Origin of the sequence: Brachybacterium phenoliresistens (genome assembly GCF_039530785.1) — a bacterium.
In the GTDB taxonomy this organism is placed as follows: domain Bacteria; phylum Actinomycetota; class Actinomycetes; order Actinomycetales; family Dermabacteraceae; genus Brachybacterium; species Brachybacterium phenoliresistens.
Genome location: NZ_BAAAOW010000012.1, coordinates 22,565 through 34,507, shown reverse-complemented (window position 1 = coordinate 34,507; position 11,943 = coordinate 22,565). Strand labels below are relative to the sequence as shown.

Genomic DNA, 11,943 nt, shown 5'->3' with positions numbered 1-11,943 from the left:
GCCGCTCGGCGCCATCGGCCCCGGACCGGAGGACTCATGGGCGGCACGCACGCGCACGGCGGATCCCACGACCACCTCGACCTCCCGGCGTCCCAGGCGCGCCGCGCCCGGATCGTGCTGGGCGCGATCACGGGCCTGCTGCTCGTGGCGACGCTGGTGGGGCTGGTGGCCCTGTGGCCCTCGACGGCGGACCGCCCCGAACGGACCTCCCTGCTCGCCCCGGGCGTGGAGCTGATCAGCGCCACCGTCACGTCCGTCCCCTCCGGCGCGGCGCCGGCGGAGGCGGTGGAGATCTCCGCGGAGGTGACCTCCGGGGACGATGCCGGGCTGACGATCCCGGTGGAGGTCCCGCCCGAGGTCGCCGGCAGCGGGCTCGAGCCGGGCGACCGCCTGCGGGTCATGTCCGTCGTCCCCGTCGATGAGGACGGCGAGGTCATCGAGGACGAGTCCCTCGGCGGCGGCGTGTCCTACTACTACTTCGACCACGACCGCTCGCTCCCGCTGCTGCTGCTGTTCCTGGTCTACCTCGTGGTCGTGGCGCTGGTCGCGCGGGGACGCGGACTGCGCGCGGTGGTGGGCCTGTCCGCCGGCGTGGCGGTGGTCGTGTGGTTCATGCTGCCGGCGCTGCTCACCGGGACGGAGCCGATGCTGGTGGCGATCGTGGGCTCGGCGGCGATGATGTTCCCGGCCGTCTACTTCGCCCACGGCGTGTCGATCCGCACCACCACGGCGCTGCTGGGGACCTTCGGGGGCCTGGCCCTGACGGTGCTGCTGGCGATGGCCGGCGCGGATCCGGCGGGGATGACGGGCGCCGAGGGCGACTCCGCCGCCATGCTCTACGGGGCGGATCCGGGGCTGTCGCTCTCGGGCGTGTTCATCGCCGGGGTCGTCGTCTCGGCCCTGGGCGCGCTGAACGACGTGACGATCACGCAGGCGTCCTCGGTGTGGGAGCTGCGGGCCGCGATGCCCGGCGCCTCGCGCCGGCGGCTGTTCACGGCAGCGATGCGGATCGGGCGCGATCACATCGCCTCGACCGTGTACACCCTGGCCTACGCCTACATCGGGGCGGCGCTGCCGCTGCTGCTGATCGCCTCGACCATCGACCGCTCGCTGCTGGCGACCCTCGTGTCCGGGGAGATCTCCGCCGAGGTGTTCCGCACCCTGGTCGCCTCCATCGGACTCGTGCTCACCATCCCCCTGACCACCGGGATCGCTGCGATGCTGGCCGGCTCCGCGGACGGGGCCGATGCCGGTGCGGCGGGATCGCCGTCGCCGGAGGGGGCGGCACGGATCACGGGGCGGCGGCACAGCTCGCGCACCCGGCCCGTCGCGGAGCGCCCGGCGGGCGATGAGGGCCTGGAGCGGTCGCAGACCCCGGAGCGCTGATCCGGGACGAGGCCGAGACACAGGACGCGACGAGGGCCGTCCGAGGTCAGCGCAGCCGGATCGGACCGGGGCAGGATGCGGGACCGGGGCAGGATGCGGGACCGGGGGAGAATGCGACGAGCGGCCCGGAGCTCTCGCTCGGCTTGCGCCGGGGGCTCACGGACCGCTCGTCAGGCCTGTCGTCCGTCAGGGGTGGGTGCGGGCGACGAGGCTGGACGGGACCTAGCAGGGGGGACCATTCGGTCCCGTCCGGCCGCTTCCTTCGAGGGGGGATCGATGGAAGCGACACGTCTTCAGTTCTCAACTCCTGTGCTGCCGTCCCGGCTCCGTGCCCGGCCGACCGCACGTCCCGATTCTAAGCAGGTATCGCCGCGCATGTAAATCGGAACGCGGGATCCGATGACGCAGGTCGCCGGAGAGTTTCCCGCCGGCTCCCGCCTGGGGCGACGGAACGCCCCTGTTCGGCCATATTTGAGCAAAGAATCCGTCAAGCACGTCTGGAGTCTTCCGGGGAGATGCCCCTGAGCTGACCGAACGCCGCGGGCGAAGAAGCGTCCGACCTGCAGATCCCGCCGGCGGCCCGCTCCGATCCCCGTAGAGTGGGCGTGTGACCTCGCGCGCCTCACGCGCGCGTGAGGCATCCGCCACAGGAACGAAGGGGACAGGCATGATCGCGCAAGCGCGCATCGCATCGGAGACCCGCGCCGCCGTGCATCTCGCCAGCGAGACGATCGAGCTGCACGGCGCCAACCTCACCGAGGTGCGCGCCCGGGTCAAGCAGGTCTTCATCAACGCGTCCCGTCGCGCGGACGCCCCGCTGGACGTGGTGATCGTGGAGGGCGAGACCCGCCATCACCTGCGCGTCGAGCCCAGCGGCAGGATCGCGGCCCGCCCGGCGGACTCCCGCCCGGTCCACGGCCCCGCGCTCGAGCCCGAGCCGGCCTCCGCCCCGGGCGAGGACCTCGAGGCCACCGTGCTGCGGCCCCTGTCGCTGACCGCCCCCGCCGAGGACACGGCCAAGGACACCCGCTCCCCCTGGGCGCCGCTGGGCGCCGGGTCCTCCGCCGTCCCCGCGCCCGCCCCGGCGCAGGTCGGCGCGGGATCCGCCTCCACCGCACCGGAGCCCGCCCCGGGCGCCGTCGAGGGCGCCGCGGCAGCATCGGCCGCGTCGACGCCCGCGGCCCCGGAGGCCCCGCCGGAGGAGGATTCCGAGAGCACGCGCGCGCTGCCGGTGATCCGCGACGACGCCGCGGCTCCCACCTCCCCCGCCTCCTCCCCTGCGCGCTCGGACACGGACGTCCCCACCGGCCGGCGGCGCGCCGCGCCGCACGAGGAGGACGACGCCCTCGCCCCGGAGGCCACCGAGCCCTCGGCGCCGGCGAGCTCCGCGCCCGCCGCGACCTCCACGCCGGCCGGGCCTCCGCGTCCCCCGGCCCCCTCGTTCGCATCGGGCGCCCCGGCGTCGGCGCCCGCGCCGACGACCCCGGCGCCCTCGGCTCCCGTGCCCGGTGCGCCCGCCCCCGCCGGGGCCCCCTCCTCCTCGACCGCTGCCGGCGGTTCGACCCCCCGCCCCCTCCCCGCAGAGCAGGCCATGTCCCAGCATTCCTCCCCCACCGCCTCCACCCCGTCGCACCTGGCCGCCGCCCCCGAGGCCGCGCCCGCGGCGACCGCACCGGCCGCGGCGCCCCACGGCTCCGCGCCCGCCGCCCCGCAGCACGCCTCCCAGCCCGCCCGTCCCACCCTGCAGGACCTGCAGTCCGCGACCACGCGCACCGCGAGCGATGCGGCGACCCGCGGCTGGCAGGGGTTCGTCCACCGGCTCACCGGCGGCGCCGTCTCCCCCGCCCCGGGCCGGGCCGAGGCGATCGAGCGGGAGAACCTCGCCCGCGTCCGCAAGGCGCTGGACGGCCCCAAGAACATCGCCGTCGTCAACCTCAAGGGCGGCGCGCACAAGACCACGGCCTCGCTGATGATCGCCGCGACGCTGGGCGTCGCCCGCGGCGGGAGCGTCCTGGCCTGGGACAACAACGAGACCCGCGGCACCCTCGGCTGGCGCGGCCGCCCGGCGGACCACCAGCACACCGCGCTGGACCTGCTCCACAACCGCGAGCGCCTGCAGGCGCCCACGGCCACCGTCGCGGACCTGGACCAGTACGTGCGGCCCCAGGGCGACACGCGCTTCGACATCCTCGCCTCCGACGAGGACCCGGGATCCGCGTCCTCGATCGACGGGCCCGCCTTCGAGGAGCTCAACAGCACGCTGTCGCGGTTCTACCGCCTCAAGGTGATCGACACGGGCAACAACGTGCGCGCCTCGAACTGGCTCGCCGCCGTGCACAGCGCCGACCAGCTCGTGATCATCTCCACCGTCCGCGAGGACACCTTCAACGCGGCCGCGTGGATGATCGACGAGCTGCGGGCCACGGGCCTGGCCGAGCAGGTCGACCACGCCGTGACGATCCTGTCGCACTCCTCGAAGAACAAGCTCGAGCCCGGGCTGCAGGAACGCCTGCACGGCCACTTCAGCGCCCACACCCGCGCGGTGACCGAGGTCCCCTACGAGCACCAGTTCGTGGACGGATCCCCGCTGGACTGGGGCCGGATCGCCCCGGCGACCAAGGATGCGTGGCTCGCGGCGACGGCCCTGATCGTCGACGGGCTCTGAGGGGCGCGGCCGCGCCGGGGCCCGTGATCCGCGGACACCGCAGAGGCCGCTGAGGCCGCTCCTCCTCCCCCGGGAGGTGGTATCCCCCACCGGGCCCCGGGGCGCCGCCGGTCGGTGCCTCCGCCTACCCTGGTGACCATGCTGCACCGCCTGGACCTGCACCTCGACCCCGGTCACGGCCCCGTGCTGTGGGCGCGGCGGGAGGAGGCCGGGCGGGGCGCGCCGCTGTCGGACCTGACCGCGGTGATCCCCCAGCTGCCGCCGCCGCTGGCCGACGCCCTGGACGGCGTCGGCCGGCTGCGGCACCGCATCGACGTGCCGCGGCCCCGGGGCCGGACCCTCGAGGTCCGGGGCCACCTGCTGGACGGCCCGCGCCTGATCGACCTGCTGGACGCGACGGAGGAGGTCCTGCGCCGCGGCGACCGCTCCCGGGACCTGGCCGCGGCGCTCCTGCCCGCCGTCGAGGGCTGGACGTCCGTCCTGGCCACCCCCGAGCTGGCGATCTCGCCCGCCCTGGTCGCGGCCGTGCTGCGGGACCTGCAGGCGCAGCGCCTCGTGCGCACGCGGCGCATCGGGATCCGGATCCACGAGGTCTTCGGGGAGGCCTGGGCGCGCTGGAGCCCGCTCGAGGACGATCCGCCGCCGCTGCTGGACCTGCTGGTCGACGCCCGCGCACGGCGCGCCTTCGGCCACCACCTCGCCCAGTCCGGCTTCCCCGCCGAGGGCGACCCGCACGACGTGCTGCCGGCCCTCGCCGGCGAGTGCGCGCTGAAGGTCGACGTCCCCGCCCTGCGCGGCGTGCAGCGCGCGGTGGACGCCTATCTGGACTCCGGCCGCGCCCGGGTGGCCCTCCGCTCCGAGGACAGCGAGCTGGTGGTGAGGCTGTTCGAACCGCCGGACGGCTCCCGCTGGCCGCTGCAGACGTGCCTGCGCGAGCCCGACGGGACCGTGCACCCGGTGGCGGATCTGCGCGCCGTGGGCGACATCGGCACGGCCGGAGCCATGGAGGCATCGGCCGAGGTCATGCGCCTGGCGCCGACGGTCCGGGAGGCGCAGGTGGACGAGACCGGGGTGGACTGGCTGCTCACCACGGCGCAGGCCTCGGACTTCCTGGCCCACGACACCCCGGCGCTCGAGGCCGCGGGCGTGACCGTCCTGCTGCCCCGGGACTGGACGAAGACCCGCACCACGCTGAAGGCCGAGGCCACCGAGGAGCCCCAGCCCGAGGGCGGCGGCTCCGGGGTGGGCGTGCGCGCCATGGCCGGGTTCCGCTGGAGCGTCTCCGTCGGGGAGACGGAGCTGACCGACGAGGAGCTCGCGGAGATCCGCGAGGCGCAGTCCGAGCTGGTGCGGCTGCGCGGCCGGTGGGTGCGCCTGGACGCCGCGACCCTGCGTGCCGCAGAACGCTTCCTGGACGCCTTCACCGCCCGGGCCCGCCGGCGCGGCGACGTCGACGGGCTGCCCGCCCGCGACCCCGAGGCCCGGGCCGCGCGGCTGCCCGCCCCCCGGCCCCTGGGGCCGGACCTGTCCCGCGGCTCCGCCGCCGCGCCGGGCGGCCGGGCGCCGGAGGAGCTGGTCACCGACTGGGCCAGCGTGTTTTCCCTGCTGCTGTCCAGCACCGCGCAGGAGCTGGACGTCGACCTCACCTCCCTGGTGCGCGGCGACGAGAGCGGCTGGTCCAACACCCTGGCGCGCCTGCTGCCCGGCGGCCCCGGCGCGCTGCCCCATCCCTCCCCGGCCACCCTGCGGGCGCAGCTGCGCGGGTACCAGGTCGAGGGCCTGAACTGGATGTGGGCGCTGCACGAGCTGGGCCTGGGCGGGATCCTCGCCGACGACATGGGGCTGGGCAAGACGATGCAGGTCCTCGCGCTGCTGTGCCGCGAACGGGAGGACATCGCCCTGCTCGCCGGTCCCGGCGCGGCGGAGCCGGCCGAGCCCGCCGCGCTGCCGGACCCCGGGGACGACGCCCGGCATCGGCGCCTGCTCGCGGCCCACGGCATCGACGAGGAGCTGCGCCCCGGCCCGACGCTGCTGGTGTGCCCGATGTCCGTGGTCGGGTCCTGGCAGCGGGAGGCCCGCACCTTCGCCCCGCACCTGGCCGTGCACGTCCACCACGGCGGGGACCGGATCCGCGACGAGTCCTTCGGCGAGGGCGCGGCCGACATGGACCTCGTGATCACCACCTACTCCCTGCTGGCCCGCGACCTCGCCGTGCTGCAGCAGGTGCCCTGGCAGCGGATCGTCTTCGACGAGGCCCAGCACCTCAAGAACCGCTCCACCGGCGTCTCCCGCGCCGCCCGCAGCCTGAGCGCCCGCCACCGCCTGGCGCTGACCGGCACGCCGGTGGAGAACCGCCTCGCGGACCTGCACTCCCTCATGGACGTCGTCAACCCCGGGGTGCTGGGGCCCGCCGCCGCCTTCCACGAGCAGATCGCCGCGCCGATCGAGAACGACGGCGACCCCTCCGCGGTGAGCCGCCTGCGCTGGGTGACCGCGCCGTTCGTGCTGCGGCGCGTGAAGACGGACCGGGCGATCATCTCCGACCTGCCCGAGAAGATCGAGATGACCTCGACGGTGCGCCTCACCCCCGAGCAGGCCGGCCTGTACGAGGCCCTCGTCGCCGAGCTCATGACCGAGATCGACGGGGCCGAGCAGAACCAGCGGCGCAGCCTCGTGACCTCCACGCTCACCCGGCTGAAGCAGGTCTGCAACCATCCCGCGCACTATCTGGGCGACGGCTCCGGGATCCTCCGGGAGGGCCAGCACCGCTCCGGCAAGCTGGAGCACGTCGACGACCTGCTGGAGAAGGCCTTCGACAAGGGCGAGAAGGTCCTGCTGTTCACCCAGTTCACGACGTTCGGGCACATGCTGGTGCCCTATTGGCGCGAGCGCTTCGGCCGGGACGTCCCGTTCCTGCACGGCGGGGTCTCCAAGCAGGACCGCGACCACATGGTGGCCGAGTTCCAGGGCCGCCCCGACGAGCCCGGGGCGATGCTGCTGAGCCTGCGCGCGGGCGGCACCGGCATCACCCTGACCGCCGCGAACCACGTCGTCCACCTGGACCGATGGTGGAACCCGGCGGTCGAGAACCAGGCCACCGACCGGGCCTTCCGGATCGGCCAGCGCAAGGACGTGCAGGTGCGCAAGCTGGTCTCCCTCGGCACGGTCGAGGAGCGCATCGACCAGGTGCTCTCCGAGAAGCAGGGCCTGGCGGACCTCACCATCGCCCCCGGCGAGTCGTGGCTCGCGGACCTCGACGACCAGAGCCTGCTGCGCCTGCTGTCCTACGACGTCCCCGAGGAGGAGGGCCGATGAGCATCACCCTGCGCTCGCGGCGCGGCGCGATCGGCGAGGGCTGGCACGCCGTCGCCCTGCGCCGGGCCCTGGAGGCGCTGCTGGGCTCGCGCACCCTCGCGGCCGGGCGCCGCCTCGCCCGGTCTCAGGCGGTGCAGTGGATCGACGTCGGCCCCGGGACGGTGCGGGCCGAGGCGCTCGACCCCGACGGGGAGCTGCGCCGCCCCCAGCTGGGCATCTCCGCGTTCTCCGCCGACGAGCGGTCGGCGGTGCTCCGGGTCGCCGCGCGACGCCACGACCTGGCCCTGCGCATGTCCGCCGGCGAGTACCCCGAGGAGTTCGAGGCCGACCTCGCCCGCGAGGAGATGTCCCTGCTGCCGCACACCACCTCCGACGGCACCTTCCACTGCACCTGCATGGACTGGCCCGGCCCCTGCCAGCACGTCTCCGCGCTGCTGTACCTGCTGGTCGAGGCGGTGGACGAGGATCCGCTGCTGCTGCTGACCCTGCGCGGGCTCGACCTCTCCGACCTCGCCGGCGCCCGGGCCGATGCCGATCCCGGGACGGGCCGCGGGAGCGAGCCCCCGGCGCCCTCCGAGGACGATCCGGCGCCGGAGGACGACTCCGCGCAGGAGCCGGACGGGGAGGGGACGGACCCGCACTCCGCCTCCTTCGACCCGCTCATCGCCGACCCGTCGCTGCTGGTCGAGGGCCTCGGCCCGGAGGCCGCCCGGATCATCGGCGAGTTCTACCGCACGGCGCCGGAGCGGGACGGCGAGACCTGAGCGGCGTCCGGTCCCGCGGTGCGAGCATCCCGCCGCGCCGTCCTACAGTGGGATCCATGTCCCGCTCCCCTCTCGCTCCGTCCCCTGCCGCCTCCCCTGCTCCCTCCGCCGCCGCGGCCGTGCCGGCCGATGTCCCCGCGGATGTTCCCGAGGAGGTCCGCGCCGAGATCGCCGCGCTGTTCGAGCAGGCCGTCGCCGAGCACCGGACCTCCGGCGTGACCTGGGCGGTCATCGGCGGGCACGCCCACGACCGGCCGATCCTGGCCCACGGCGCCGCCGGCGGCGAGCACCTGGTCGACGGCGCCCCGGCACCGGGCAGCGGGCCGATGCGGCGCGAGAGCATCTCGCGCATCGCCTCGATGACGAAGTCCTTCACCGCCGCGGCGATCCTCGCCCTGCGCGACGAGGGCCGCCTGCGGCTGGACGACGAGGTCGCCGAGCACGTCCCCGAGGCGGCCGGCCTGCTGCGCGGGACCCAGCACCCGCTGCTGGCGGACTCCCCCGCCCTCACCCTGCGCCACCTGCTGACGATGAGCGCGGGCCTGGTCACCGACAACCCCTGGGGCGACCGGCAGGAGGCGATGACCCGCGAGGAGTTCGCCGGGCTGCTCGCCGAGGGGCTGGGCTTCGTGCATCGGCCCGGGACCGGGTTCGAGTACTCGAACACGGGATACGCCCTGCTGGGACGGGTGATCGACGAGGTCGCCGGCGCCCCGTACCCGCAGGTCATCCACGACCGCTTCCTGCGGCCCCTCGGCATGGGGGACACGGCGTTCTCCCGGGAGGGCCTGCCCGAGGACCGGGTGGCCACCGGGCACCGCCTGGCCGACCGGCAGGACGCCACCCGTTTCGAGGCGGTCCCCTTCGACGCCCCCGGCGTGTACGGGGCGATGGCCGGGCTGTACTCGAGCGTGGACGACGTGGCCCGCTGGGTGCGCTTCCTCGCCGCCGCCGAGCTCCCGCCGGAGCGCGCCGCGGAGGCCGGCGCCGGGTCGGCGGGCGGGGACGCCCTGCTCTCCGCCGCCTCCCGCCGGGAGATGCAGCAGGCGCATCGCCTGCAGGTCACGCCGCCGCTGCCGGCGGGACCGGACGGCGTCTCCCCCGGCTTCGACCGGGTGCGCGGCTACGGCATGGGCCTGGTCGTGGAGCGCTTCGTCGACCTCGGAGAAATCATCTCCCACTCGGGCGGCTACCCGGGGTACGGATCCTTCATGGCCTGGCATCGCGGGAGCGGGGTGGGCATCGTCGCGCTCGCGAACTCGAAGTACGCCCCCGCGGTCCCGCTGGGGATGCAGGCCCTGCGCCTGCTCGCCCGCCGGGTCCCCGCCCTGCTGACCGCCCCCGCCCCCGAGGCCGATCCGCGCGCCCTGGAGGCCGCCGCGGCGATCCTGGACTGGCTGCGCACCGGGGACGACGCGCCGGCCGATGCCTGGTTCGCGGACTCGATGGACCTCGATCAGCCGCGCGAGGAGCGTCTGCGACGCCGAGACGCCGCGCTCGAGGCCGCCGGCCTGCGCCGGGAGGACCTCGACCGGCTCTCCGCCGGATCGGCCGAGGTGATCGGCCGTGCCCATCTGCGCTGGACCCTGCCGGCGGCCGATGCCGGCCCGACGCCCCAGCAGCTGCGGATCGACCTGGAGATGGACCCGCGCCGGCTCGCGCTCGTGCAGGCGGTGACGGTGCGCACGGCCCCGGTGACCTGAGCGGGCACCGCTCCCCGGCGCGCCGGCCCCCGGACCTCAGACTAGGGCCGCTGCCTGCGGGGGTGCTCCGTCCGCCTGCTGCCCGGTGGTGTGCGGGGCGCTGACGATCTCGGCGGCGCCCCCGTGCTCGGCCGGCAGGGCGCCGACCGAGAAGCTGCGCAGCAGGATGACCACCGCGACCGCGCCGAGGACGACGGCGGCGATCGCCCCCAGCACCACGGCGACCATGAGGGTCTGGCGGTCGCTGATGCCCCCGCCGGCCCTCCCCCCGGTGCCCTGGCCGCCGGTGCCGGTGACCGGGCTCGTCGGCGCCTGCCCGGGGCCCGGGCCGGTCATGAAGCCCTGCGGGGTCGTGCCCTGGGCCCACTGCGGTCCCGTGCGCGGCGAGCCCGCGGAGGCCTGCGCGGCCGGGCTGGGGCTGGGCATCGGGCCCCGTGCCTCGCCGGGGGCGGGGCGCACGGAGCCCTGCGCCGCCTGCCCGCCGACGCCGGCCTGCGTCGCGTGCTGCGGGACCGGGGTCCCGGGGTGCGGCGTCTGCTGCGGGGGCGTCTGCGACGGGGCGGGCGACGAGCCCGGTATGCCGTGGTCCTGGCTCGGGCGCGTGGTCATGCCGTACGCCTGGTCCATCTCCCCCTGGCGGATCGCCTCCATCGCCCCCGGGGCGGCGTTGCTGCGGGGCTTCTCGCGGTCGCGGCCCGGCGCATCGGGCGGCAGCGGGGGCAGGGTGTCCTCGAAGGTGAGGGGCGCCCCGTCGGCGAAGGTGAGCGGGTAGCGGGTGGGCACGCGCGGCAGGTCCCGGCGCACGGTCTCCGCGTCCTGGTAGCGCTGGTCCGGCTGCGGCGCCACCAGGCGGCGGATCACCGCCGCGAACTTGGGGCTGACCCCGCGCAGCAGGCCGTCGAGCTCGTCGCGGCGGAAGGCGCCGTCGCGCAGCTTGATCGGCCCGTTCAGGGCCACCAGCGCCACCACGCCGGCCGCGTAGAGGTCGTGGGAGGGGGCGGGCTCGGCCATGGAGAACAGCTCCGGGGCCATGTATCCGGGCGTGCCGTTGACCATCCCGACGTGGGTGAAGCGCACGTCGGACTCGTGCACGGCGATGCCGAAGTCGGCCAGCCGCGCATGGGGCCGCGCGGCGCCGCGCGGCTCGAACATGATGTTGGCGGGCTTGACGTCCCGGTGGATCCAGCCCTGGGAGTGCACGTGCGCGAGCCCGTCCAGCAGCTGGTCGAGGATCACGACGACGGCGGGCTCGGACAGCTTGCCGCGCTGCTTCACCGCGGACTCGAGGGTCCCGCCGGAGACCAGCGGCATGGCGATGACGACGTGCTCGTCCTCCGCGCCCCAGCCGTAGGGGGTCAGCAGGTGCGGATGGTCGAAGCTGACGCCCTTCTCGCGCACGAATCGCATGAGGTCCGCGGAGTCGCGCTGGCGCAGGACCTTGGCGGCGCAGTCCTTGCGCGTCTTCATGTCGTAGGCGCGCCAGACGGACCCCGATCCCCCCTTGGCGATGAGGTCGATCAGGGCGAATCGCCCGACGATCACGTCTGCCATAGCCGCCTTCTGTTGTCCGAGAACCGCCTGCGCACCACCGCGCAGGGGCAGGCCGACCGCCCCACAGTACGATGGATGGAGGCCTCCCGCATCCGCGCGCCCGCGGATGAGCACCTGCGGGCCGGGCCGTCAGGCCCCCGGATCGGCGAGGAGGACACCCATGGTGGACATCTGGGCCCCCCTGTCCGGCACCGACTGGATGACCTTCCTGATCCTCGCCGCCGGCATCGCGCTGCTCACGATCATCGGCGTGATCCTCCTGGTCCTCACCCCGGAGGAGCCGCCGGACACCACCGCCGAGGCCCGGGAGCGGCTGATCGCCAAGGACCGTCGCACGGCCGATCTCCACCGCCGGCGGCTGGACGCCGATGCCGGTCGCGCCGACCGCATCACCCGCGACCTCACCTGACCCGGCCCCGCCCGGCCCGGCCTCCCCGGCCCGGCCCCGGGAGCCGCCCGCGGGCACCGCGGCCGGCACGTCCACCGGCTGTTCATGTCCTGGTGACCGGACGCTCACCAGGCCCTTCCGCGCCGTCAACACCCCCGCCCTAGCGTGGCC

The 11,943-nt window shown here is 75.5% G+C and carries 7 protein-coding genes; 6 read left to right on the top strand and 1 reads right to left on the bottom strand.

The features are described 5' to 3' along the window. Positions 1 to 36 precede the first annotated feature (36 nt). The 5 genes from ABD234_RS17685 (at position 37) to ABD234_RS17665 (ending at position 9,833) form a co-directional block, all read left to right on the top strand. Positions 37 to 1,386, top strand: coding sequence for a YibE/F family protein (locus ABD234_RS17685; protein WP_344359071.1), 1,350 nt, complete (start codon positions 37 to 39; stop codon positions 1,384 to 1,386). 667 nt (positions 1,387 to 2,053) lie between these two features. Next, positions 2,054 to 4,051 carry a chromosome partitioning protein gene (locus ABD234_RS17680; RefSeq protein ID WP_344359068.1) on the top strand — a complete coding sequence of 666 codons (1,998 nt, stop codon included), beginning with the start codon at positions 2,054 to 2,056 and terminating at the stop codon, positions 4,049 to 4,051. A gap of 138 nt (positions 4,052 to 4,189) precedes the next feature. Beyond that, on the top strand, positions 4,190 to 7,366 hold the full coding sequence (locus tag ABD234_RS17675) for an SNF2-related protein (RefSeq protein WP_344359065.1): 3,177 nt from the start codon (positions 4,190 to 4,192) through the stop codon (positions 7,364 to 7,366). Further along, positions 7,363 to 8,130, top strand: coding sequence for an SWIM zinc finger family protein (locus ABD234_RS17670; protein WP_038371696.1), 768 nt, complete (start codon positions 7,363 to 7,365; stop codon positions 8,128 to 8,130). The genes ABD234_RS17675 and ABD234_RS17670 overlap by 4 nt, the downstream gene beginning before the upstream one ends. A 56-nt stretch (positions 8,131 to 8,186) precedes the next feature. After that, the gene (locus ABD234_RS17665; protein WP_344359062.1) at positions 8,187 to 9,833 is read left to right on the top strand and encodes a serine hydrolase domain-containing protein; all 1,647 of its coding nucleotides are present in this window, start codon (positions 8,187 to 8,189) and stop codon (positions 9,831 to 9,833) included. A 36-nt stretch (positions 9,834 to 9,869) separates the two neighbouring features. On the opposite strand, the gene ABD234_RS17660 is transcribed toward ABD234_RS17665, so the two are convergent. Further along, entirely contained in the window at positions 9,870 to 11,384 is a 1,515-nt protein-coding gene (locus tag ABD234_RS17660) for a serine/threonine-protein kinase (RefSeq protein ID WP_344359059.1), read from the bottom strand. Between the two features lie 160 nt (positions 11,385 to 11,544). Between ABD234_RS17660 and ABD234_RS17655 the strand changes: the two genes are divergently transcribed. Beyond that, positions 11,545 to 11,793 carry a hypothetical protein gene (locus tag ABD234_RS17655; RefSeq protein WP_344359056.1) on the top strand — a complete coding sequence of 83 codons (249 nt, stop codon included), beginning with the start codon at positions 11,545 to 11,547 and terminating at the stop codon, positions 11,791 to 11,793. Positions 11,794 to 11,943: the final 150 nt, after the last annotated feature.

Bases quoted from the DNA above. Each gene is read 5' to 3' on its own strand.
- ABD234_RS17685 (WP_344359071.1), top strand. From the start codon at position 37: ATGGGCGGCACGCACGCGCACGGCGGATCCCACGACCACCTCGACCTC.
- ABD234_RS17680 (WP_344359068.1), top strand. From the start codon at position 2,054: ATGATCGCGCAAGCGCGCATCGCATCGGAGACCCGCGCCGCCGTGCAT.
- ABD234_RS17675 (WP_344359065.1), top strand. From the start codon at position 4,190: ATGCTGCACCGCCTGGACCTGCACCTCGACCCCGGTCACGGCCCCGTG.
- ABD234_RS17670 (WP_038371696.1), top strand. From the start codon at position 7,363: ATGAGCATCACCCTGCGCTCGCGGCGCGGCGCGATCGGCGAGGGCTGG.
- ABD234_RS17665 (WP_344359062.1), top strand. From the start codon at position 8,187: ATGTCCCGCTCCCCTCTCGCTCCGTCCCCTGCCGCCTCCCCTGCTCCC.
- ABD234_RS17660 (WP_344359059.1), bottom strand. From the start codon at position 11,384: ATGGCAGACGTGATCGTCGGGCGATTCGCCCTGATCGACCTCATCGCC.
- ABD234_RS17655 (WP_344359056.1), top strand. From the start codon at position 11,545: ATGGTGGACATCTGGGCCCCCCTGTCCGGCACCGACTGGATGACCTTC.